This is a genomic window from Mycobacterium sp. E3247, assembly GCF_001667785.1.
GTDB lineage: Bacteria > Actinomycetota > Actinomycetes > Mycobacteriales > Mycobacteriaceae > Mycobacterium.
This window is the reverse complement of record NZ_LZJG01000457.1, coordinates 13,804-35,956: the sequence shown is the minus strand read 5'-3', so window position 1 is coordinate 35,956 and position 22,153 is coordinate 13,804. Positions and strand designations below refer to the sequence as shown.

20 protein-coding genes and 1 tRNA gene are annotated in these 22,153 nt (G+C 69.9%); 10 read left to right on the top strand and 11 right to left on the bottom strand.

Annotation, left to right across the window (positions count from 1 at the left end; all coding sequences use genetic code 11):
- The 3 genes from A9X04_RS31110 to A9X04_RS22645 form a co-directional block, all read left to right on the top strand.
- Nucleotides 1-348: hypothetical protein (locus A9X04_RS31110; protein WP_369828998.1), on the top strand; the 348-nt coding region annotated here is incomplete at its 5' end.
- A gap of 51 nt (nt 349-399) precedes the next feature.
- Complete coding sequence (locus tag A9X04_RS22650; RefSeq protein WP_067925294.1) at nt 400-1,986, top strand: HNH endonuclease signature motif containing protein; 1,587 nt, start codon at nt 400-402, stop codon at nt 1,984-1,986.
- A 360-nt stretch (nt 1,987-2,346) separates the two neighbouring features.
- Nucleotides 2,347-3,093 (top strand): SIMPL domain-containing protein, encoded by a 747-nt coding sequence (locus tag A9X04_RS22645; protein WP_067925292.1) that lies wholly within the window; start codon nt 2,347-2,349, stop codon nt 3,091-3,093.
- Nucleotides 3,094-3,155: 62 nt separating this feature from the next.
- Here the strand turns inward: A9X04_RS22645 and hpt are convergent, their stop codons facing one another.
- Genes hpt through dacB form a run of 4 tightly spaced genes read right to left on the bottom strand, consistent with a single transcriptional unit; the run spans nt 3,156 to nt 7,211 of the window.
- Nucleotides 3,156-3,767 carry a hypoxanthine phosphoribosyltransferase gene (gene hpt / locus A9X04_RS22640; RefSeq protein WP_067925288.1) on the bottom strand — a complete coding sequence of 204 codons (612 nt, stop codon included), beginning with the start codon at nt 3,765-3,767 and terminating at the stop codon, nt 3,156-3,158.
- Between the two features lie 50 nt (nt 3,768-3,817).
- Complete coding sequence (gene tilS / locus A9X04_RS22635) at nt 3,818-4,792, bottom strand: tRNA lysidine(34) synthetase TilS (RefSeq protein ID WP_067925285.1); 975 nt, start codon at nt 4,790-4,792, stop codon at nt 3,818-3,820.
- Nucleotides 4,771-5,829: a zinc-dependent metalloprotease gene (locus A9X04_RS22630; protein WP_067925282.1), complete on the bottom strand. Its 1,059-nt coding sequence runs from the start codon at nt 5,827-5,829 to the stop codon at nt 4,771-4,773. The genes tilS and A9X04_RS22630 overlap by 22 nt, the downstream gene beginning before the upstream one ends.
- Nucleotides 5,826-7,211, bottom strand: a complete 1,386-nt coding sequence (gene dacB, locus A9X04_RS22625) for a D-alanyl-D-alanine carboxypeptidase/D-alanyl-D-alanine-endopeptidase (RefSeq protein WP_067925279.1) — start codon at nt 7,209-7,211, stop codon at nt 5,826-5,828. The genes A9X04_RS22630 and dacB overlap by 4 nt, the downstream gene beginning before the upstream one ends.
- A gap of 115 nt (nt 7,212-7,326) precedes the next feature.
- Here dacB and A9X04_RS22620 point away from each other — a divergent pair, with 115 nt between their 5' ends.
- On the top strand, nt 7,327-7,815 hold the full coding sequence (locus A9X04_RS22620) for an inorganic diphosphatase (RefSeq protein ID WP_067925276.1): 489 nt from the start codon (nt 7,327-7,329) through the stop codon (nt 7,813-7,815).
- A gap of 47 nt (nt 7,816-7,862) precedes the next feature.
- Nucleotides 7,863-8,555: a hypothetical protein gene (locus A9X04_RS22615; RefSeq protein ID WP_067925273.1), complete on the top strand. Its 693-nt coding sequence runs from the start codon at nt 7,863-7,865 to the stop codon at nt 8,553-8,555.
- Here the strand turns inward: A9X04_RS22615 and A9X04_RS22610 are convergent.
- Entirely contained in the window at nt 8,552-9,628 is a 1,077-nt protein-coding gene (locus A9X04_RS22610) for a DUF475 domain-containing protein (RefSeq protein WP_067925270.1), read from the bottom strand. The two genes, A9X04_RS22615 and A9X04_RS22610, sit on opposite strands and share 4 nt — an antisense overlap.
- A 90-nt stretch (nt 9,629-9,718) precedes the next feature.
- On the opposite strand from A9X04_RS22610, the gene A9X04_RS22605 reads away from it, so the two are divergent.
- The 3 genes from A9X04_RS22605 to A9X04_RS22595 are packed head-to-tail and all read left to right on the top strand — an operon-like array spanning nt 9,719 to nt 12,067.
- The gene (locus A9X04_RS22605) at nt 9,719-10,996 is read left to right on the top strand and encodes a hypothetical protein (RefSeq protein ID WP_067925317.1); all 1,278 of its coding nucleotides are present in this window, start codon (nt 9,719-9,721) and stop codon (nt 10,994-10,996) included.
- 22 nt (nt 10,997-11,018) lie between these two features.
- Nucleotides 11,019-11,723: a glycosyltransferase family 2 protein gene (locus tag A9X04_RS22600; RefSeq protein ID WP_067925267.1), complete on the top strand. Its 705-nt coding sequence runs from the start codon at nt 11,019-11,021 to the stop codon at nt 11,721-11,723.
- A complete protein-coding gene (locus A9X04_RS22595; protein WP_067925264.1) occupies nt 11,720-12,067 on the top strand; it encodes a DUF2304 domain-containing protein in 348 nt (115 codons plus the stop codon). The genes A9X04_RS22600 and A9X04_RS22595 overlap by 4 nt, the downstream gene beginning before the upstream one ends.
- Here the strand turns inward: A9X04_RS22595 and A9X04_RS22590 are convergent.
- Nucleotides 12,064-13,008, bottom strand: coding sequence for a GDP-mannose 4,6-dehydratase (locus A9X04_RS22590; RefSeq protein ID WP_197509321.1), 945 nt, complete (start codon nt 13,006-13,008; stop codon nt 12,064-12,066). The two genes, A9X04_RS22595 and A9X04_RS22590, sit on opposite strands and share 4 nt — an antisense overlap.
- Between A9X04_RS22590 and A9X04_RS22585 the strand changes: the two genes are divergently transcribed.
- A complete protein-coding gene (locus tag A9X04_RS22585; protein WP_197509319.1) occupies nt 12,974-14,782 on the top strand; it encodes a hypothetical protein in 1,809 nt (602 codons plus the stop codon). The genes A9X04_RS22590 and A9X04_RS22585 overlap by 35 nt on opposite strands.
- A 24-nt stretch (nt 14,783-14,806) precedes the next feature.
- On the opposite strand, the gene A9X04_RS22580 is transcribed toward A9X04_RS22585, so the two are convergent.
- Together A9X04_RS22580 and A9X04_RS22575 are read right to left on the bottom strand one after the other, a co-directional pair.
- Nucleotides 14,807-14,882 (bottom strand) — tRNA-Thr (locus A9X04_RS22580).
- A 144-nt stretch (nt 14,883-15,026) separates the two neighbouring features.
- A complete protein-coding gene (locus A9X04_RS22575) occupies nt 15,027-16,244 on the bottom strand; it encodes a DNA polymerase III subunit delta' (protein WP_067925255.1) in 1,218 nt (405 codons plus the stop codon).
- Nucleotides 16,245-16,350: 106 nt separating this feature from the next.
- On the opposite strand from A9X04_RS22575, the gene A9X04_RS22570 reads away from it, so the two are divergent.
- On the top strand, nt 16,351-18,027 hold the full coding sequence (locus tag A9X04_RS22570; RefSeq protein WP_231985799.1) for an adenylate/guanylate cyclase domain-containing protein: 1,677 nt from the start codon (nt 16,351-16,353) through the stop codon (nt 18,025-18,027).
- A 3-nt stretch (nt 18,028-18,030) separates the two neighbouring features.
- Here A9X04_RS22570 and topA read toward each other — a convergent pair whose 3' ends face one another.
- From topA to cspA, 3 genes are all read right to left on the bottom strand, one after another.
- Nucleotides 18,031-20,841, bottom strand: a complete 2,811-nt coding sequence (gene topA, locus A9X04_RS22565; RefSeq protein ID WP_067925249.1) for a type I DNA topoisomerase — start codon at nt 20,839-20,841, stop codon at nt 18,031-18,033.
- 193 nt (nt 20,842-21,034) lie between these two features.
- Nucleotides 21,035-21,625 carry a hypothetical protein gene (locus A9X04_RS22560; protein ID WP_067925246.1) on the bottom strand — a complete coding sequence of 197 codons (591 nt, stop codon included), beginning with the start codon at nt 21,623-21,625 and terminating at the stop codon, nt 21,035-21,037.
- Between the two features lie 143 nt (nt 21,626-21,768).
- Nucleotides 21,769-21,972, bottom strand: coding sequence for a cold shock protein CspA (gene cspA / locus A9X04_RS22555; protein WP_007166602.1), 204 nt, complete (start codon nt 21,970-21,972; stop codon nt 21,769-21,771).
- Nucleotides 21,973-22,153: the final 181 nt, after the last annotated feature.

Below are 22,153 nucleotides of genomic sequence, written 5' to 3'. Positions count from 1 at the left end.
CGGATGCCACGAACTAATGCCGCCGGCTGGGGGCTGAGGCGCCTGCTTGAGGCGACGCTGAACCGCGACATCACCGTCGAGCAGTTACGCGACGCCTGCGGCGTCACCAAAGGGCGCTGGTACGGCGCCGCCGGGCGCGCCAACGCCGACGACTTCCCGGACGCCGAGGAGGCCAGACGCGCCGCGCACGCGTTCGGGCTCAGCGCTACCTGGCTACAGGTCGAACTCGGCCTGATCACCCCGGAAGACGTGCACGGGGCCTTGGGCGACGGCCAGTCCCTCGACCCCTTCCGGGCCACGACGCGTCAGCGGGTCGTGATGCCGAATCCGGAGGCCTCGCGGGAGTGAGCACCCGCCGGCTGCATTCGTTGGTCGTAGGGACCGGTTATAATCGAACACATGTTCGAATCAATGCCTCCCCCGGCGTCCCTCGTGGAGCTGATCGAGTCGACGCACCGGCAGGAGTCAGTGCTGGTGGCGCGCCGGCTGGCCGCGGTCGCGGCGCTGCTGAGGCACCGGGTGGCCGCTGCAGAGCGGCCTGAGCGCCCGCGCGAATACGCGGCGATCGACGGGTTCGAGCAGGCCGCTGCCGAGGTTGCCGCCGCGATGAACCTCTCCCCCGTGGCGGCCAGCTACGTGGTGTCGTACGCGGAGGCGCTGGACACCCGGTTGCCCAAGGTCGGGGCCCTGCTCGCGGACGGCCGGACGGATTGGCGCACAGTGCGCCTGATCATCAGCCGCACCGATCTGGTGACCGACGAGAAGCTGATTGCCGAGATCGACCGATCGCTGGCCGAACGCATCGGCAGCTGGCACGGCTGGTCCAAGCAGCGGATCATCAACGCCGTCGACGCCGCCGTGCGAGCCGCCGATCCCGACGCCGCCCGCGAGCGCCGGGTGACCGCCCAGAACGACCGCTACGTCGGAATCAGCACCAAAGACGATGGGATGGCCGACATTTACGGGTCGGTCGCCGCCACGGCTGCGACGGCCTTCGACCGACGGCTCTCACAGCTCGCCAAGCAGGTGTGCGCGGCGGACCCTCGGACACTGGATCAACGCCGGGCCGACGCGCTCGCCGCGCTGGCCGAGGGGCGCGGGTTGGTCTGTGCCTGCGGAGAACCGGAGTGCCCCAACCGGACCAGTGAGCGCGGCCCGGATCGTGGGGCCGCAGCGCAAGTGGTCATCAACGTGGTGGCCAGCGACCAGACCGTCCACGCGGGTGGCGGTGAGCCCGGCTACCTCGAGGGCTACGGCGTCATCGACGCCGAGCAGGTGCGCGACTTGGCGGCCACGGCATCCGTACTCGTAGCCGACCCGGTGACCAGTCCGGTCGAGGCGTTGCGCTATCAGCCATCGGCAGCGCTGGAACGGGCCGTCCGGTGCCGCGATCTCACGTGCCGCTTCCCCGGCTGCAGCCGGCCGGCCGTCGTCTGCGACCTCGACCACACCATTCCGTTCAACCACCAGAACCCTGCGGCCGGCGGGCCGACGGTCGCGGAGAACCTCAAATGCCTGTGCCGACAACATCATCGGCTCAAAACCTTCGGTGGATGGCGCGACAAGCAACTGACTGACGGCACCGTCATCTGGGTCTCACCCGCCGGGCGAACGTATCGCACCTCGCCCGCCGGTGCCGACCTGTTCCCCCGGACCGGCCGCCCGGCCTGCGCGCCGCCTTTGCCCGCGAGAAGAACCCGCTCACAGCAACGAAGCGCGCGAATTGCTCAGGCACGCAAGCACAACCGTGTGCAGCGGCCGATCAACGAAGCCCGGCGAGCGCTGGAGGAGGCCCGCCAGCAGGAAATCGCCGCGCGAAAATTCCGTAACCACATGCGCGACATGCTCTTTCTGTTCACAGGCGCACCCAGCACCAGCCCGTTCTGCACCTGGGTGAACGATCCCAAAGAACCCGAAGAGCTGCCGCCGGACTGGATTCCCGACGAACCGGCCCCGCAGCCGTTGCCGGACGATCCACCCTTCTGACGAGAGCGTGCCGCGCGGGGCTCAAAAGTGCTTCTCGACAACGCCTTTCAGCGCCAGTTGCGGGCGCCGAGTCGGACTCCAGGACACGTTAGGGCAGTGACGTCCGGCGACGACACCCTCGGGGACGCCAATTCATCGCCGAGTCGATAACTGTTCACTTAGCTTGCCGGAAATGCTGCAGCATTTGATCCGGACATGAGAAACGTTGCAAACAAATATGTTTGGGGACATATATGAATCTATATGTGGTTGCTGGTCGAGTCCGTATGGTTTGCCGGGCCGAACCGGTCGGGTCGCCAGCGGTTGCGGTTGGCACGGGAGCACCGCATCGGCACGGCCCGAGCGGCTAGGGTGCCAGGCATGCCGGTCGCAACGAACACCCCGAGGTTTGCCCGCAGATTGATCGCCTTGGCCGTCGCCGGCCTGGCGACCGCGACGGTGTCGGCCTGCGATTCCCCGCCTTCGACGCCCGCGCCCGGGGTCAACCCGCGTCAGGTCACAGTCTTCGGGTCGGGACAGGTCCAAGGCGTCCCGGACACCCTGACCGCCGACGTCGGCATCGAGTTCACGGCGCCCGACGTCACCGCCGCGATGAACCAGACCAACGACCGTCAGCAAGCCGTCATCAACGCGTTGGTCGGTGCCGGCGTCGACCACAAGGACATCAGCACCACCGAGGTCACGCTGCAGCCGCAGTTCAACAACCCCGAACCCAACGGCACCGCGAGGATCACCGGATACCGCGCCACCAACGCCATCACGGTCAAGATCCACCCGCCCGACGCCGCGTCGCGGATGCTGGCCCTGATCGTCGCGACCGGCGGGGACGCCACCCGGATCAAGTCGGTCAGCTACTCCATCGCCGATGACTCACAGCTGGTGAAGGATGCACGCGCCCGGGCGTTCAACGACGCCAAGAGCCGCGCCGAACAGTACGCCCAGCTGTCCGGGCTTCGGCTGGGCAGGGTGCTGTCTATTTCGGAGGCCACCGAACCGACGCCGGGCAGAGCGCCGGCGCCGCCGAAGGCCATGCCGAGCATGGTCCCGCTGGAGCCCGGCCAGCAGACGGTGAGCTTCTCGGTGACCGCGGTGTGGGAGCTGGACTAGCCTGATGGCGGCGGCCCGCCGCGCCCGGCTTCGCCGCGCTTGCGCTCACCGCTAGAGAGGACCTACTGCTGGTAGACCCTGGGGTCCAGGGTGCCGATGTAGGACAGGTCGCGGTAGCGCTCGTCGTAGTCCAGGCCGTAGCCGACGACGAAGTCGTTCGGGATGTCGAAGCCCACGTAGGCGATGTCGACGTTGGCGCCCTTCGCGTCGGGCTTGCGCAGCAACGTGCACACGCGCAGCGAACGCGGATGGCGGCTGGTGAGGTTCCGCAGCAACCACGACAGGGTCAGGCCCGAGTCGACGACGTCCTCGACGATCAGCACATCACGGCCCTGGATGTCGCGGTCCAGGTCTTTGAGGATCCGCACCACGCCGGACGACGACGTGGACGACCCGTACGAGCTGACGGCCATGAACTCGAACTGGGTCGGCACCGGGATCGCCCGTGCGAGATCGGTGACAAAGATCACAGCGCCCTTGAGCACGGTGATCAGCAGCAGATCCTGGCCGGTCTCGGCCATGACGTCGCGGTATTTCGCGCCGATCTCCTCGCCGAGTTCGGCGATTCGCGCCTGAATCTGCTCGGCGGTGAGCAGCACCGACTTGATGTCCCCCGGGTACAGCTCCACGGGCTGCGCGGGGGTGATCGCCGAGGAGATCTGGGCCACGCCCACAGAGTGCCACGCCGACGTCCGAATAACCAACGGCGACCCCGGTATTGCGCCTATCGGGCGGGCTTCTCAACCGGTTCACGCCACAGGGTCAACACTCCGTCGCGCCGCCCCGCGATCAACCGCTCGTCGCGCAGCGCTGACCCGACCGCCACCCCGCCCTGCCCGCGCCAGGCGGTCACAAGCGCGTCGACGCCGCGGATCTGCTTGTCCGTCAGACCGATTGCGCCCCCCGCCAGGAGCCAGCCGCGGATCACCCGGCGCCGCACCGGGGCGGGCAGCGCGGCCAGAGCCTCGGTCCGCAGGCCCGCGTCCGCCTTCGCCTCGGGCAGCGCCCGGGCGGCGAGGGTGTCGAGCAGCTCGGTGTCCTCGCGCAGCGCCGTCGCCGTCCGGGCCAGCGCCTGGGCCACCCCGCCGCCCAGCACGTCCTCCAGCAGCGGCAACACCTCCAGGCGCAGCCGGGTCCGGGTGAAGCGGCGGTCGGTGTTGTGCGGATCCTGCCACGCGGTCAGGCCCAGCTCACGGCACGCGGCGTGGGTCACCACGCGCCGCACGCCCAACAACGGCCGGCCCCACGGCGAGTCGTACGGGCGCATCCCGGCGATCGACCGCACGCCCGAGCCGCGGCCCAGCCCCAGCAACACCGTCTCCGCCTGGTCGTCGAGCGTATGACCCAGCAGCACCGGACCGCCGTGGTAGGCGCTCAGCGCGGCGTAGCGGGCGGCACGGGCGGCCGCCTCGGGGCCGCCTTCGTTGCCCACGTGCACTCGAACCACTTGTGCGGCAACGCATCCCAGGGTTTCGGCTTGCTGTCGAGCGGTTTCCGCGACGGCGGCGGAGTCGGGTTGCAGGCCGTGGTCGACGATCACGGCGGTGGTGGGCCGCAGCTGGGCCGCCACCGCGGTCAACGCCAGGGAATCCGGGCCGCCGGACAGCGCCACGCACCATTGTTCGGCCGTCGCGACGTGCGTTTTGAGGAAGTCCTCAGCGGCCGCGCGCAGCTGCGCTACAGCACCCTGTCGATCCATCGCTGGGGTTCCTCGATCTCGGCGGGCACGGGCAGCGTCTCGGGGCCGGTCCAGATCGCGTTGAACCGCTCCATGCCGACCCGCCCCACCACGTGGTCGACGAATGCCTTGCCCCGCGTGTACTGGCTGAGCTTGGCGTCCAGGCCCAGCAGCGCGCGCACCAGCCGCTGCAGCGGCGGTTGTTTGCGGTTGCGGCGCTCGTCGAATCGACGGCGGATGGTGGTCACCGACGGCACCACCATCGGCCCGACGGCATCCATCACGTGGTCGGCGTGGCCCTCCAGCAGCGTGCCGAGCACCAGCAGCTGATCGAGGGCCTGGCGCTGCGGCTCGGACTGGATCGCGCGCACCAGGCCGACGATTCCCGACGGGCCGTCGTCCGCCGCCCCGTTGCCCCGGTTGCGGACGTAATCGGCGAGCCGGCTCGCCACCTGCCCGACGTCTTCCCCGGCGTCGCGCGTCAACAACCCCAGGGCCCGGGACATGTGCTCGGACAACCACGGGTTCGCGGTGAACTGCACCCGGTGGGTGACCTCGTGCAGGCAGACCCAGAGCCGGAAGTCGGAGGGCTCGACCCGCAGTTGCCGCTCGACGGCGATGACGTTGGGATACACCAGCAGCAGGCTTCCCTCTTTCGCGGCCTCTAGGCCCCGCGCGAACGGGTCGTACTGACCGAGGATGCCCGACGACACGAATGCCAGCACGGCCCCCGTCTGCGCGCCGGTGACCCGGCCCGTGAGAAAGCCCCGCGGCTTCTCCGCCCCGTTCATCATCACGCGCATCGACTCGGCCGCCGCGGCGATCCACTCCGGGCGGTCGACGATCCGGGCGGCGGGCACGGCCCCGTCGGTCACCAGGCCGGTGACCTCACGCACCGGCGGCTCGGCCTCGGCGGCCGACCTGGTGAGTTCGTCGATCACCTGCCGCCGGGTGTACTCGCTCGCCGGCGGCCCCGGCCGGGCCAACCGCTGGCCGACGGTGGCCGCGAAGCCCCAGTCGACGGCGCTGCCGAGCGTCAGCTCCGAGGTGGGCGTCATGAGCAACCACAGGACCAGAGCTTGGTGGCCAGGGAGTCCATCACGTTGCGGCCGTTGGGTCCGGCCGCGTTGGAGATGAAGGCGAAGGTGAGCACCCTGCCGCTGCGGTCGGTGAGCACGCCGGCCAAGGCATTGGTGGCCGTCAGCGAGCCGGTCTTGGCGCGCAACCACCCCGCCGGCCCCTGATTGGACGCCGCGTCGGTGAAGCGGTCGGCCAGCGTCCCGCTGCCGGCGGCGATCGGGAGCAGGTCCAGCAGCGCGCGCAGCGCGGGCTGGTCGGGTCCGGCGGCGGCCTGCAGCACCCCGTCGAGCGTCTTGGCGGCCAGCCGGTCGTCGACGGACAGCCCGCTGGAGTCCATCAGCGTTATGCCTCCGGTGTCGACGTGCGCGGTGCTCAACCGGTTGGACACCGCGTCCGCGGCGCCGGCGAAGCTGCGCGGCCGGTTGATGGCGGCTGCCACCTCACGCGCGATGCACTCGGCCATCACGTTGTCGGAGTGGTCCATCATCTCGGACAGCCGCTGCACCAGCGGCGCCGACTGCACGACGGCCAGCTGCCGAGCTCCCGACGGTGCCGTCGCGATCGTCACGGCGCCGGGATCGAGGCCCAGCGCCTTGGCCAACTCGCGCCCGGCATCGAGCGCCGGGGTTCGCGACCGCCGGGAGTTGACGGTGCTCGGCTGGATGCGCCCGGCGTCGATCATCACCGACTCGATCGGTGCGATGTCGCCGTTGTCGACGTCGGCGCCATCCCAGCCCTGCGCCATCGTCGGTCCGGTGAACGCCGAGGTGTCCACCTGCACCGCCGTCGGTGTCACGCCGCTGCGGCGGATCTGCTCGACCAAGTCGGCGAGCCGGGCCGACCCGCGGTACCAGGTGTCCACGCCGGGCGGCGCCGCCGACAGCACCGGGTCGCCGGCACCGACCAACACGACGGGCCCCTGGGCGTTCTGACTGCCGGCCACCACCCGCGTACTGATCCGCGCCTGGTGGTCCAGGGTCAGCAGGGCCGCGGCGGCGGTCAGCACCTTGTTCGTCGACGCCGGCACCAGCGGCAGGTCGTCCCCGACCTGCCAAAGCTCTTTCCCGGTCAGGGCGTCGGTGACGCGGGCGCCGAGCCTGCCCAGGTTGGGATCGGCCGCGATGGCCGCGAGCGCGGCCGTCACCCCGGCGGGGCTGGGCGTCTCGGCGGTGTCGCTGACCGGCACCATCCCCGGTTTGACCGTCGGCGCGTGCGGGGGCGGCATGGGGGCGTGCGAGTTGTTTCCGCCATGCCCAGCCGAGGTGAAGAACGTCGCCGCCGCCACCACGGCGGCGACGAACGCCAGCACCGCCAACCCGACGAAGACATGGGTGGATTTTTGCCAGCGAGTGGGACCCATCGCTCTCCTGACTGTCTCCGACCCATTCTGCCGAATCCGGCGCAAAAGGCCTCGACTAGGGTGATGCCCGACGCAACGGACCACTTGCCACCCGCCCAGATCTAAGGAGCGCACAGTGCAATTCGACGTGACCATCGAGATCTTGAAGGGTCAGCGGAACAAGTACGAGATCGATCACGAGACCGGACGGGTGCGTCTGGACCGCTACCTCTACACCTCGATGGGCTACCCGACCGACTACGGGTTCATCGAGGACACCCTCGGCGAAGACGGCGACCCGCTGGACGCGATGGTGCTGCTGCCGCAGTCGGTGTTCCCTGGCGTCATCGTCGAGGCGCGCCCGGTGGGCATGTTCCGGATGACCGATGAGGCCGGTGGCGACGACAAAGTCCTCTGCGTGCCGGCCGGCGACCACCGCTGGGATCACATCCAGGACATCGCGGACGTCCCCGAGTTCGAACTGGACGTGATCAAGCACTTCTTCGTGCACTACAAGGACCTGGAGCCGGGCAAGTTCGTCAAGGCGGCCGACTGGGTCGGCCGCGCCGACGCCGAAGCCGAGGTGCAGCGCTCCGTGGAGCGGTTCAAGGCCGGCGGGCACTAACGCTCTTGGCGTAACCGCGCGCTGCTCGTCGGTGGCATCCTGGCGGTGTGACCCCGGTGTTGCATTTCGCCGCCAACTTCTGGTGGCTGGTTTTTCCACTGGGCGGTGCGATCGGCGGCGGCCTGCGGGCCGTCGCCGCCGCCAACGAGCGTCGGGCCGAACGCCGGCTGGAACGGTATCGGCTTAAGCAGCAAGCCAAAATCGCCATCGCCGAGGCATCGGGCCGGGCGCGGGCCAACGAGGACACCGATCGCCGAGAAGTCGCCAAACTTGTTTCGGCGCATGATCGTATCGACGCCCGATGGTTCGACTACGAGGTCGACATCGCGAAATTGCTGGACTTTCCGATGATGACCGACATGCGGGCCCCGCTGACCATCGCGTTCCATCGGGCGAAGCGGCACGCGGACCTGCTGCGGCCGGAACCGCCCGAGGGCCTGGTCGGCAACCGGGACGCCCTGGTGGAATACCGCGACGCAGTCCACGAGTACGTCAGTGCGTTCGAGATCGCCGAGGCCGAGGCGATTCGCCGACGTCGCAGCGACTTCACGGCGGACGAGCAGCAACGGATGGCGCGGGCCCAGAGCTTGCTGCACCTGGCCCAGGACGACGCGGCCACGCGCGAGGAACGGCAGAACGCCTACGCGCGCGCGAGCAAGGAACTGAACGGCCTGATCGCGCTGCCGGCCCCAGCGAGGGCCGGCATCGAACGGCGCATCGCCGGCCAGATCGAGGCCTAACCCGGCCGCACCGCGGCCTGTCGCCGATTGCGCAGCACGCTCCAGCCCAGCGCAGCGCCGATGAACACCACCCCGACCGAGGCGGTGAAAGCCTCGGGGACCTGGAATCGCGGGTTGACGGAGAGCAGCATGATCACCGAGAGCACCCCGATCGCCCAGTGCGCGCCGTGCTCCAGGTACACGTAGCGATCCAGCGCTTCCTGCTTCACCAGGAAGATCGTGATGGACCGGACGAACATCGAGCCCACCACACCGAGACCCAGCGCGATGACGATCGGGTCCGAGGTGATCGCGAAGGCGCCGGTGACCCCGTCGAACGAGAAGGCGGCATCAAGCACCTCGAGATACAGAAACAGGCTGAGGCCGGCCTTTCCGACCGCGTTGCCGTTCGACACCGCCTCGAGGTCCGGCGGCCGAAACGCCCGGCTCAGACCGTTGACGACCAGGTACGTCACCAGGCCGAGCAGGCCGGCGGTCAGCACCGTCTCACTCTCGTCCCCGGAATGCGTCAGCCCGGTTCCGACGAGAACCAGCGCAACGACTGCCACCGCCACCGACACCTGCCCAAGCCGCCCGATGCGGGCGAACGGGACCTCGATCCACTTGAGCCACTTGATGTCTCGGTCGTAGACGATGAAGTCCAAGAACAGCATCAACAGGAACATCCCGCCGAACGCCGCGATCTGTGGATGCGCGGCGCCGATCAGCTTCTCGTAGCTGGGCGAGCCGTCGGGGAATTCCAGCGCGCCGTGCGGCGGCGCGTGCAGCGCCAGCTCCATCGCGCGGACGGGGTCCAGGCCGGCGGTGGCCCACACGATCAGTAACGGGAAGAGCAGCCGCATGCCGAACACGGCGATGAGAATCCCGACGGTCAAAAACATCTGCCGCCAGAACGGGCTCATCTGCTTGAGGATCGCCGCGTTGATGATGGCGTTGTCGAACGACAGCGACACCTCGAGGGTGGCCAGCACCAGCAGTAAGAACAGGTCCCGCAGGCCGCCGTGGGCGTATCCGACCGCAAGGGCCGCCACGGTGACCAGCAGCGAGATCCCGAAGATACGCAAGGCGGCCAAGGTCCTTTCCGACAGCCGCCCACGATAGCGAACCCCGGTCGCCGCCGCTGACCTGCGTCCACGGCCACTTACTATTTTCAAATTGTGGCGATGCCCGAAGTCGGCGGTACCCAAGCCCCCACCGGCACCGGTCCGATCACGCGCGGCAGCGTGACCCGGGTCGCCACCGCGACGGCGCTGACCGCCCTGTGCGGTTACGCGGTGATCTACCTGGCCGCCCGGGACCTGGCTCCGGACGGCTTCTCGGTGTTCGGGGTGTTCTGGGGGGCGTTCGGCCTGGCCACCGGCGCCGCCTTCGGGCTGCTGCAGGAGACCACCCGGGAGGTCCGCTCGAGCCGCCACCTCTCGGCGGCCCCGCCGGCCGCGGACGAGCCGCGGACCCACCCGCTGCGAGTGGCCATGCTGGTAGGCGTCGGCGCTGCCGTGGTGATCGCCGGCAGCTCGCCGCTGTGGAGCGCGCGGGTGTTCGTCGACCAACGCTGGCTGTCGGTGGCGCTGCTCAGCGTCGGGCTGGCCGGGTTCTGCGTGCACGCCACGCTGCTGGGCATGCTGGCCGGCACCGATCGGTGGACCGGTTACGGGGCGCTGATGGTGACCGACGCGGTCATGCGGGTGACGGTCGCCGCGGCCACCGTCGTCCTGGGCTGGCGCCTGGTCGGCTTCCTGTGGGCCACGGTGGCGGGTGCGGTCGCCTGGCTGATCATGCTGCTGGCCTCGCCCTCGGCCCGGTCCGCCGCCCGGCGCCGGACGCCGGGCGGCGCCCAGACCTTCCTGCGGGGGGCCGCCCATTCGATCACCGCCGCCGGCGCGAGCGCGGTTCTGGTGATGGGGTTTCCGGTGTTGTTGAAGCTGACCAGCAACGAGCTGGGGGCCCAGGGCGGGGTGATCATCCTCGCCGTGACGTTGACCCGGGCGCCGCTGCTGGTGCCGCTGACGGCCATGCAGGGCAACCTGATCGCGCATTTCGTCGACGCGCGCAGCGACCGGGTCCGCGCGCTCGTCGCCCCGGCCGCGATCGTCGGCGGCATCGGCGCGGTGGGGGTGCTGGCGGCCTGGGCCGTGGGCCCCTGGCTGTTGCAGGTGGCCTTCGGGCCGCAGTACCACGCCGGCGGCGCGCTGCTGGCCTGGCTGACCGCCGCGGCCGTGGCGATCGCGATGCTGACGCTGACCGGCGCCGCCGCAGTGGCGGCGGCGCTACACCGGGCGTACGCGCTCGGTTGGGTCGGCGCGACGGTGGCGTCGGGGTTGCTGCTGCTGTTGCCGCTGCCGCTGCAGACGCGCACCGTCGTCGCCTTGCTATGCGGCCCGCTGGTGGGAATCGGCGTTCATCTGGTGGCGCTGTCGCGCGCCGGGCGCCCCGCCGGCTGATCGCGTGTACCTTTTGGGCTGAATGGACACTGCATCACCCAAGTACGCGGGCGCCTGGATCGTCATCCCCGCCTTCAACGAAGCCACCGTCATCGGCGAGGTGGTCGCCGATGTGCGCTCCGTCTTCGACAATGTCGTCTGCGTGGACGACGGCAGCACCGACGGCACGGGTGAGGTCGCCAGGCGGGCCGGCGCCCACCTGGTGCGCCATCCGATCAACCTCGGCCAGGGTGCGGCCATCCAGACCGGCGTCGAGTACGCCCGCAAACAGCCTGGGGCGCAGGTCTTCGCCACGTTCGACGGTGACGGGCAGCACCGGGTCAAGGACCTGGCGGCGATGGTCGACCGGCTCTGCGCGGAGGACGTCGACGTCGTCATCGGGACGCGGTTCGGCGCGGCGATGGGCACCCGGCCGCCGTTTCTCAAGCGGCTCGTGCTGCGGACCGCCGCCCGGCTGAGCCGGCGCGGTCGCCGACTTGGCCTGACGGACACCAACAATGGGCTGCGGGTGTTCAACAGAAAGGTCGCCGACGGGCTGGACATCACCATGAGCGGCATGAGCCACGCCAACGAGTTCATCATGCTGATCGCCGAAAACCATTGGCGCGTCGTCGAACAGCCGGTCGAGGTGCTCTACACCGATTACTCGAAGTCGAAGGGGCAGCCGCTGCTCAACGGCGTCAACATCATCTTCGACGGTTTCCTGCGAGGGAGGATTCCTAAATGAACTGGATCCAGGTGCTGCTGATCGGCTCGATCATCGCGCTGCTCGTCTATCTGCTGCGATCCCGTCGCAACTCGCGATCGAAGGCCTGGGTCAAGGTCGGCTACGTCGTCTTCGTGCTGGCCGGCATCTATGCCGTGCTGCGGCCCGACGACACCACGGTCGTGGCGCACTGGTTCGGGGTGCGCCGCGGCACCGACCTGATGCTCTACGCGCTCATCATGGCGTTCTGCTTCACCACGCTCAGCACCTACATGAGGTTCAAGGACCTGGAGCTGCGCTACGCGCGTCTCGCGCGCGCCCTGGCGCTCGAGGGCGCCCAGACGCCCGAACCCGAACGGACCTAGACCGTCTGGGCGTGACGGAAGTACTCGACCGTGCGGCGCACGCCGTCGTCGAGCCGCACCTGCGGACGCCAGCCCAAGACCCGTTCCGCCAAACCGATGTCGAGGCAGGACCGCCTCAGGTCGCCCAGCCGGTCCGGATGAAACTCCGGGTCGTCCGGACCCCCGACGGCCGCGGCCACCGCCGAATGCAGTTGGCGGTCCGAGGTTTCGATCCCGGTGCCGACGTTGAACCGCTGCCCTCCGCCGGCCTCCCCGGAGGCCCTGACGAAGGCGTCGACCACGTCGTCGACGAACACATAGTCGCGGGTCTTCCCGCCGTCGCCGAACACCTTGGTCGGCTTACCCGACAGCAGCGCCTGGGCGAAGATCGCCACCACGCCGGCCTCGCCGTGCGGGTCCTGGCGGGGTCCATAGACGTTGGCCGGGGCGATGTGCGAGCACTCCATGCCGTACAGGTGGCGAAACGTGTTCAGGTAGATCTCGCCGGCCACCTTGCCGGCGGCGTACGGCGAGGCCGGATCCGTGGGCACCGTCTCGGGGGTCGGGTATACCGGCGGCGTGCCGTAGATGGATCCCCCCGAGGACGTGTGCACGATCTTGCGCACCCCGGTCATGCGGGCCGCGTCGGCCAGCCGGATGGTGCCGATGACGTTGACCGAGGCGTCGAATTGCGGGTCCGCCACCGAGTGCCGCACGTCGATCTGCGCGGCCAGGTGAAACACCACCTCCGGGCGGTGCTCGTCGAGGATGGCCCGCAGGTCGGCGGTGACGATGTCGGCTTCGGCGAAGACGTACGCCGGGTTGTCGGCCAGGTGCTCGATGTTGATCGCACGGCCGGTGGCGAAGTTGTCCAGCCCCACCACGGTGTGGCCGTCGGCCAGCAGGCGGTCGGCTAGCGTCGACCCGATGAATCCGGCAGCCCCGGTGACCAGTGCGCGCACCGGCCCACCATACATAGGGGTGGTGGCCGTCGCGCTGATCGCCGTCCAGCTGGGGATTCGCGCGGCGCTGGCGTTCGGGGGCTACTTCTACTGGGACGACCTGATCCTGATCGGCAAGGCCGGCACCCACAACCTGCTCGCGCCCGCCTACTTGTTCGACGACCACGACGGCCACGTCATGCCTGGCGCTTTCCTGCTCGGCGGCGCGATCATCCGGCTGGCCCCCCTGAACTGGACGGGGCCGGCGATCAGCCTGCTCGTGCTGCAGCTGCTGGCGTCGCTGGCGCTGCTGCGCGCCCTGCACGTCGTCCTCGGCTGGCGGCCGGTGCTGCTGATCCCGCTGACGTTCGCGCTGTTCACCCCGCTGGCCGTGCCGGGGTTCGCGTGGTGGGCGGCGGCGCTGAACTCGCTGCCGATGCTGGCGGCGCTGGCCTGGGTGTGCGCCGATGCTGTGCTGCTGGTCCGCACCGGCAACCGGCGCTACGCGGTGACGGGGACGCTGGTCTACCTCGGGGGCCTGCTGTTCTTCGAGAAGGCCGCGGTCATCCCGTTCGTCGCCTTCGCGGTCGCCGCGCTGCTGCGCCACGTGCAGGGCGATCCGGCGGCGCTGCGGACAGTGTGGCGCGCCGGGCTCCGGCTGTGGCTGGCGACGCTCGCGTTGACGGCCGGCTGGATCGCGCTCTATCTGGCCGTGGTGAACCAGCGGCGGTGGAGTTCCGACCTGGCGATGACGTCGCAGCTGCTGGCGCGGTCGGTCACGCACGGCATCGTCCCGGGGCTGGCCGGCGGGCCGTGGCACTGGGACCGGTGGGCGCCGGCCTCGCCGTGGGCGACGCCCCCGCCGTTGGTGATGGCGCTCGGCTGGCTGGTGCTGGCCGGCGCGCTGGTGGTGTCGCTGCTGCGCAAGCAGCGCATCGGGGCGGTGTGGCTGACCGCGGCCGGCTACGCCGTCGCCTGCCAGGTGCCGATCTATCTGATGCGCTCGTCGAAGCAGACCGCGCTGGAACTCGCCCAAACCCTGCGGTACTTCCCCGATCTCGTCTTCGTGCTGGCGCTGCTGGCCGCCGTCGCGTTCTGGGCGCCCAACCGGGCCGCCGGGCCGCGCTGGCTGGACGCCTCGCCCGGACGCGCCGCGGTGACGCTGGGTTTGGCGGCGCTGTTCGTCGCCAGCAGCCTGTACTCGACGGCGACGTTCCTGACCAGCTGGCGCGACAACCCGGCCCAGCGGTACCTGCAGAACGCCCGGGCCGATCTGGCCGCGGCGCACGCGGCGTCCACGGCGCCGCTGCTGGATCAGGAGGTCGATCCGCTGGTGCTGCAGCGGGTGGCGGCGCCGGAGAACCTGGCCAGCCACCTGTTCGCCCTGCTGCGAGACAGGCCCGAATTCGCCTCCGCCACAACCCGATTGCGGATGCTCGACAGCTCCGGCCGCCTGGTCAGGGCGCGGGTGACCTGGGTCCGGACCATCCTGCCGGGCCCCTTGCCGCAGTGCGGGTATTTCGCGCAGCCCGACCACCCGGCACGACTGGTCCTCGACGGGCCGCTGCTGCCCGCCGACTGGAGCGTCGAACTCAATTACCTGGCCAACAGCGAGGGAACGATGACGCTGACGATGACGCAGGGACCAGACGTCAAGGTCCCCGTGCATCCGGGGCTCAACCGGGTCTTCGTCCGGCTGCCCGGCGCGGGGGACGCGATCACCGTGCGCGCCAACACCACCGCGCTGGCGTTGTGCCTCGCCTCGGGTCCGGTGGGTTTCCTGGCGCCGGCCTGAAAGCCGCGCCCGGCGGAAGAACTGTGGAGCCGCCTGGGGGAATCGAACCCCCGACCTATTCATTACGAGTGAATCGCTCTACCGACTGAGCTAAGGCGGCACACCCTGATGCCGGGCGGCACGAGTCTACGGCAGGCGGACGGGCCGACCCAAGTTAGGATTGCCCGGCTCTCTCCCTAGCCGCTTCGCGGCGGGGGCACCCCCACCTCACACGGCTGCGCCGTGTGCATCGTCACCGGACGGTTCAGTCGCGCAGTTCCTGGCCGAAGGTGGCCACCATGGCGTCGACGGCGAACTTGGGCTTGACGTTCATCGCCAACGCCTCGCGGCACTCCAGCACCGCTTCGATGCAGCGCAGCAACCGCGGCGGTGCGGCATGGGCGGCCAGGGCCGCCGCCCGGTCGGCCATGTCCGGGTGATTGGGCTGCACCGAGCCCGCGCCCTCCGAGAGCATGAGCGCGTCCCGGAAATACGTCGCCAGGTCGATCAGCGCCCGGTCCAGCGCGTCGCGGGAGGCGCGGGTCTGACGCGACTTCTGCCGCCGTTCGAGGTCTTTCATCGCGCCGGCGGCGCCGCGCATCGCCCCGGCCGTGCCCTTGCCGGTGCCGCCGGCGCCCAGGGCCGTCCGCAGCTCCTCCGTCTCGGCCTCGGCGCGGTCGGCGGTGAGCACCACGGCCTCGGCCTCGGCCGCGGCCACCAGCTCCTCGGCGGCGGCATAGGCCCGCGACGGCGTGGCGGCGTCGCGAACCAGCGCCAGCGCCCGTTCGCGGCGCGCCCGGGCCTCGGCATCGGTCGCCAGCCGCCGCGCCCGGCCCACGTGGCCGCCGCTGACCGAGGCCGCCCAGTTCGCGGTGTCGGCACTCAGGCCGTCGCTGTCGATCAGCACGCGCGCGATCGCCTCGGTCGGCGGGGTCACCAGCGCGACGTGCCGGCAGCGGGACCGCAACGTGATGGCGATGTCCTCGGGGTCCACCGACGGCGCGCACAGCAGGAACACCGTCGACGGCGGCGGCTCCTCCACCACCTTCAGCAGCGCGTTGGCGGCGCCCTCGGTCAACCGGTCGGCGTCCTCGATCACCACGATCTGCCGGTGCCCGGTGGCCGGCCGCCGCGACGCGATCTGCACGATGCCGCGCATCTCGTCCACCCCGATGGACAGCCCCTCGGGAATCACCCGGCGCACGTCGGCGTGGGTGCCGGCCATCGTCGTCGTGCAGGCGCGGCACTGCCCGCACCCCGGGCCCCCGTCTTCGACAGCAGACGTGCACTGCAGCGCGGCCGCGAAGCACAGCGCCGCGACCGAGCGCCCCGATCCGGGGGGACCCGTGATCAGCCAGGCGTGTGTCATAGTCCCGCCGCCGGCGTCGCTGTGAACCAGATCACCGCGGGCGGCCCTGGCGGCGGCAAGCAATTCGGCCGTCACCGCGTCCTGGCCTACCAGCCGCGTAAACACCCCGGACATCACCGGTAACAGTAGCCACCACCGCCGACAGATACCGATCGGCCACCGTATCGCGACGATCCCGTTACATTCCCCCTGTTTTCGTCCCGGCTGGGCCCGGTTCGAGATCGTTGTAAGTTTCCGACAAGTCCCTGCCGACCGATACGGTGGGATCGTGGCATCAGCGGCAGCACTGCCCGGGCGGATCAGCGGATTCGTCCGGTGGGTGGTGCGTACCCCGTGGCCGCTGTTCTCGCTGAGCATGCTGCAGGCCGACATCATCGGCGCCCTGTTCGTGCTCGGCTTCCTGCGCTACGCGCTGCCCCCCGAGGATCGCATCCAGCTGCAGGATCTGCCGGTTCTGAACCTGGCGGTCTTCGGGGCCGCGCTGGTGGTGTTGTTCCTGGCCGGCTGGATGGTGAATCTGAAGCTGCTGATGCCGGTCTTCCGCTGGCAGCGCCGGGACAACCTGCTCGCCGAGGCCGACCCGGCCGCCACCGAGCTGGCCCGTAGCCGGGCCCTGCGGATGCCCTTCTACCGCACGCTGATCAGCATGGCGGCCTGGTGCATCGGCGGCGTGGTGTTCATCATCGCCAGCTGGTCGGTCGCGCGGTTTGCCGCGCCCGTCGTGGCCGTCGCCACCGGGCTGGGCGCCGCGGCCACCGCGATCATCGGCTACCTGCAGTCCGAGCGGGTGCTGCGGCCGGTGGCCGTGGCGGCCCTGCGCAGCGGTGTGCCCGAGAACGTCCAGGCGCCCGGCGTGATCCTGCGGCAGATCCTGACGTGGATGCTGTCCACCGCGGTCCCGGTGCTGGCGATCGTGCTGGCGGTGATGGCGGACAAGGCGTCGCTGCTGCACGCCACCCCGGAGAAGCTGTTCACCCCGATCCTGTTGCTGGCGCTGGCGGCGCTGGGCATCGGCTTCGTCAGCACCCTGCTGGTGGCCATGTCGATCGCCGACCCGCTGCGCCAGCTGCGCTGGGCGCTGTCGGAGGTGCAGCGCGGAAACTACAACGCGCACATGCAGATCTACGACGCCAGCGAGCTGGGCCTGCTGCAGGCCGGCTTCAACGACATGGTGCGCGACCTCTCCGAGCGGCAACGACTGCGTGACCTGTTCGGCCGCTACGTCGGCGAAGATGTCGCCCGGCGGGCACTGGAGCGCGGCACCGAGCTGGGCGGCCAGGAGCGCAACGTCGCGGTGCTGTTCGTCGACCTGGTCGGCTCCACCAAGCTCGCCGCGACCCGGCCCCCGGCCGAGGTGGTCCACCTGCTCAACGAGTTCTTCCGGGTGGTCGTCGAAACCGTCGGCCGCCACGGCGGTTTCGTCAACAAGTTCCAGGGCGACGCCGCGCTGGCGATCTTCGGCGCGCCGATCGAACACCCCGACGCTTCGGGCGGCGCGCTCGCCGCGGCCCGCGAGCTGCACGACGAGCTGCTTCCGGTGATCGGGTCCGCGGAGTTCGGGATCGGGGTGTCGGCGGGCAGGGCGATCGCCGGGCACATCGGGGCGCAGGCCCGCTTCGAGTACACGGTGATCGGGGACCCGGTCAACGAGGCCGCCCGGCTGACCGAGCTGGCCAAGCTGGAGCCCGGGCACGTGCTGGCGTCGGCGATCGCGGTCAGCGGCGCACTGGACGCCGAGGCCCTGTGCTGGGATGTGGGCGAGGTGGTCGAGCTGCGCGGACGCACCGCCCCCACCCAGCTGGCGCGGCCGGTGAAGCTGGCCGGGTCCACGGACTCCCACCCCGCACGGCCCGTGCGCGAGGATGTGCACAGCGAGGCCATCGGCCCTGGCTTCTAGGGGCTAGCTGCCGCGCTTGGCGGCCTTCTTGGCCGGGGCCTTCTTGCGCGCGGCCTTTTTCGCCGGACGCTTCACCGGGCCGCGCGCCCGCCGGTCGGCCAGCAGTTCGGCGGCCCGCTCGTCGGTGATCGACAGCACGTCGTCGCCCTTGCGCAGGCTCGCGTTCGTCTCGCCGTCGGTGACGTAGGGGCCGAACCGGCCGTCCTTGATCACCATCGGCTTGCCGGTCGCCGGGTCGGCGCCCAGCTCGCGCAGCGGCGGCGCGGCGGCGGCCTGCCGGCCGCGGCGCTTGGGCTCGGCGTAAATCTTCAGCGCCTCGTCGAGCGTGATCTCGAAGATCTGGTCCTCGGTGGCCAGCGAGCGAGAGTCGGTGCCGCGCTTGAGGTATGGGCCGTAGCGGCCGTTCTGCGCGGTGATCTCCTCACCGGTCTGGGGGTCCACGCCCACCACCCGGGGCAGCGAAAGCAGCTTCAGCGCGTCCTCGAGGGTGACGGTCTGCAGGTCCATGCTGCGCAGCAGCGAACCGGTGCGAGGCTTCGGTCCGGTGGGCTTCTTCCCCTTCTTGGCTGGGGTGGCGTCGCCGTCTTCCGGGGGCGGCTCAGGCAGGATCTCGGTCACGTAGGGGCCGTACCGGCCGTCCTTGGCGACGATCTCGTGCCCGGTCTGCGGGTCGACGCCCAGCGAGCGTCCCTGCTGCGGCGTGGCGAACAGCTGCTCGGCCACCTCCAGCGTCAGCTCGTCGGGCGTCAGCGAGTCGTTGAGGTTGGCGCGCTGCGGCGTCGGTTCGCCGTCGTCGCCGGTGACCATGCGTTCCAGGTAGGGCCCGTTCTTACCCACCCGGACGTACACCGGCCGGCCCTGCTCGTCATCAAACAGCTTGATGGAGTTGACTTCTCGGGCGTCGATGCCTTCGAGGTTGACGCCGACGAGTTTCTTCAGCCCGCCGGACCGGGCCACCGAGTCGGCCACCCCGTGGTCGCCGCCGAAGTAGAAGCGGTTGAGCCAGTCGGTGCGCCGCTCCTGCCCGGAGGCGATCGCGTCGAGTTCGTCCTCCATCGCGGCGGTGAAGCCGTAGTCGACGAGCCTGCCGAAATGCTGTTCCAGCAAACCGGTTACGGCGAACGCGACCCACGACGGCACCAGGGCGCTGCCCTTCTTGTGCACGTAGCCACGGTCCTGGATGGTCTTGATGATCGACGAGTACGTCGACGGGCGGCCGATGCCCAGCTCCTCGAGCGCCTTCACCAGCGACGCCTCGGTGTAGCGCGCCGGCGGGTTGGTGGCGTGGCCGTCGGGGGTGAGCTCGACGGCGTCCAGCCGCTGGCCCTGCGTCAACTGCGGCAGCCGGCTCTCGGCGTCGTCGGCCTCGCCGCCGGCCAATTCGTCGACGGTTTCCACGTAGGCCTTCAGGAAGCCGGCGAACGTGATGGTGCGCCCGCTCGCGGAGAACACGACTTCTCTTCGGGTACCGGCCGCCGTTGATTGACCGTTGATCCGCAGGCTCAGCGTCGTGCCGCGCGCGTCGGCCATCTGCGATGCCACCGTGCGCTGCCAGATCAGCTCGTAGAGCCGGAATTCGTCGCCGTCGAGCTCGCGGCGCACCGCGTCCGGGGTCGCGAACGCCTCGCCGGCGGGCCGGATGGCCTCGTGCGCCTCCTGGGCGTTCTTCACCTTGCGGGTGTACTGACGCGGCGACGGCGAGACGTACTCCTCGCCGTAGAGCTGACGCGCCTGGGTGCGCGCGGCGTTGATCGCCGACTGCGACAGCGTCGTCGAGTCGGTACGCATATAAGTGATGTAGCCGTTCTCGTAGAGCCGCTGGGCGATGCTCATGGTGCGCTCGGAGGAGAACCGCAGCTTGCGGCCCGCCTCCTGCTGCAGCGTCGACGTCATGAACGGCGCGTAGGGCCGGCGGGTGTACGGCTTCTCCTCCACCGAGGCGACGGAGAGCTGGGCGCCACGCAGCCCGGTGGCCAGCTCCGTCGCCTGAACCTCGTCCAGCACTGTGACTTCGTCGGACTTGCGCAGCTGGCCCAGCGAGTCGAAGTCACGGCCGGTGGCCACCCGCAGCCCGTCGACGGAGCTCAGCCGGGCGGTGAACGTGGGCGGTGAGGCCTGCGGGTCGGACACGCTGGCGTCCAGCCGGGCCAGAATGTCCCAGTAGGAGGCGCTGCGGAACGCCATGCGGTCGCGTTCCCGCTGCACGATGATGCGCGTGGCCACCGACTGCACCCGGCCCGCCGACAGCTTGGGCGCGACCTTCTTCCACAGCACCGGGCTGACCTCGTAGCCGTACAGGCGGTCCAGGATGCGGCGGGTTTCCTGCGCGTCGACCAGGTCGATGTCCAGGTCACGGGGGTTTTCGGCGGCCTCGAGGATGGCCGGCTCGGTGATCTCGTGGAACACCATCCGCTTGACCGGGATGTTGGGCTTCAGGGTTTCCAGCAGGTGCCAGGCGATGGCTTCGCCCTCGCGGTCACCATCGGTGGCGAGATAGAGCTCGTCGACGCCTTTCAGCAAGCCCTTCAGTTCGCTGACGGTGCTCTTCTTCTCCGGGCTGATGATGTAGAGCGGTTCGAAGTCGTGATCGACGTTGACCCCGAGCCTGGCCCACGGCTCGGACTTGTATTTCGCCGGCACGTCGGCCGCGGCGCGGGGCAGGTCGCGGATGTGTCCCCGCGAGGATTCGACGATGTAGTTGGACCCCAGGTAGCCGGCCAATTTGCGCGCCTTGGTCGGCGACTCGACGATGACGAGTCGCCTACGGCTCCCAGCCCGGCCGCTTTCGCGGTCCTTGAGATTCTGGTCGGCCAACTACGCTTACGCTCCATCCTTGATCCCGGCCCCCCTGCGAGGCCGCCCCGCAGAAGAATGACAGGCCGGCGTGGAAAATTCCGCGGAAATTCAGATACGCCAGCGTTCCTTCGCCCTCGGGCACCTGACAATTTCGCACCCTTGGGCGCAACTGCGCAAACCGGCAAGCGGAATCGCAAATCTGTTTCGGCGGTTATACCCGCGGCCACACCGATGATGCCTCGACCCCGGCGGGGGCGTCGCCCACGTTCTCTACCAGGCGCGATAGCCGCCGACGCCCGCTGATCCGCAGCGCCGGGCGACCACCGCGGGTGCCGATCAGGGTGGGGGCGATTCCGACCCGCATCAAAGCCGACGCCAGCGGGGAATGGGTATCGGGCGCGTGGGGATCGAGCCCGAGCAGATAATGGTCGCCGTCGGGATGACCGGCCGCCAGCGTCCATGCCCGCAATTCGCGTGGCCCGGGCAGCCACCGCGGCGGCACGGTCTTGACCGCCCCGCGCGTCCATTCGGTGGCCAAATTCACCAGGGACGCGGTGACCGTCGTCCGCACCAGCGGGGTGTCCTCGTCGGTGCGGCCGATCTCGAACGCCAGGCCGGCCTCGCGGATCATCTCGGCCAGCGCGCCGGCGCGCCACGGCTGGTCCACCACCACGGAAAGCCGTGCGCCCTGCGCCTCGTGGCCACCGACCATGACGATCTGACCGGAAGCCGCCAGCACCCCGGAGAGATCGGCGACCGCGGGCGGCACCGACTCCGCTGTGAAGAAGGAAAGCTGGCTCACGCCACCGACAGTAGGCCAGGTCGACCGTCCGCGTCTTGAGGCGCGGCGCGCCGGCGACCTCGCGAGCCCGCCGGGTTACGAAAACCCCCCGGCGGGCCCGCTGGGCGGGACTGCACGGGGGGTTCGTGGAGATTCGGCTCGTCTTAGACGGAGCGGACTCCGGTGGCCTGGGGGCCCTTAGGGCTGTGGCCGATCTCGAACTCGACCTTCTGGTTTTCTTCGAGGGTGCGGAAGCCCGAACCCTGGATCTCCGTGTAGTGGACAAACACGTCTGCGGAGCCGTCTTCGGGGGCGATGAACCCGAAGCCCTTCTCCGCGTTGAACCACTTCACAGTTCCCTGTGGCATCTCTCGATCTTTCCTTTTCTTCTGGGTGCGGGGCATCGCCTTTCGATGCCCCGGGCCTGTACGACCGCCATACCTCGCTCAGTCGCCGGAACTTCACCCGACCGATTAACCTCGCAGGAACCGCGGCCGCAACGATAGATCCTGCGAAAGTTTGACACGAACACAGAAGCTGCGACCGCAA

What these genes read in the sequence shown, in the direction of transcription:
- A9X04_RS22650 (WP_067925294.1), top strand. Translation starts at nt 400, where the DNA reads ATGTTCGAATCAATGCCTCCCCCGGCGTCCCTCGTGGAGCTGATCGAG.
- A9X04_RS22645 (WP_067925292.1), top strand. Translation starts at nt 2,347, where the DNA reads ATGCCGGTCGCAACGAACACCCCGAGGTTTGCCCGCAGATTGATCGCC.
- tilS (WP_067925285.1), bottom strand. Translation starts at nt 4,792, where the DNA reads ATGGATCGACAGGGTGCTGTAGCGCAGCTGCGCGCGGCCGCTGAGGAC.
- A9X04_RS22630 (WP_067925282.1), bottom strand. Translation starts at nt 5,829, where the DNA reads ATGACGCCCACCTCGGAGCTGACGCTCGGCAGCGCCGTCGACTGGGGC.
- dacB (WP_067925279.1), bottom strand. Translation starts at nt 7,211, where the DNA reads ATGGGTCCCACTCGCTGGCAAAAATCCACCCATGTCTTCGTCGGGTTG.
- A9X04_RS22605 (WP_067925317.1), top strand. Translation starts at nt 9,719, where the DNA reads ATGCCCGAAGTCGGCGGTACCCAAGCCCCCACCGGCACCGGTCCGATC.
- A9X04_RS22600 (WP_067925267.1), top strand. Translation starts at nt 11,019, where the DNA reads ATGGACACTGCATCACCCAAGTACGCGGGCGCCTGGATCGTCATCCCC.
- A9X04_RS22595 (WP_067925264.1), top strand. Translation starts at nt 11,720, where the DNA reads ATGAACTGGATCCAGGTGCTGCTGATCGGCTCGATCATCGCGCTGCTC.
- A9X04_RS22585 (WP_197509319.1), top strand. Translation starts at nt 12,974, where the DNA reads ATGAATCCGGCAGCCCCGGTGACCAGTGCGCGCACCGGCCCACCATAC.
- A9X04_RS22575 (WP_067925255.1), bottom strand. Translation starts at nt 16,244, where the DNA reads ATGTCCGGGGTGTTTACGCGGCTGGTAGGCCAGGACGCGGTGACGGCC.
- cspA (WP_007166602.1), bottom strand. Translation starts at nt 21,972, where the DNA reads ATGCCACAGGGAACTGTGAAGTGGTTCAACGCGGAGAAGGGCTTCGGG.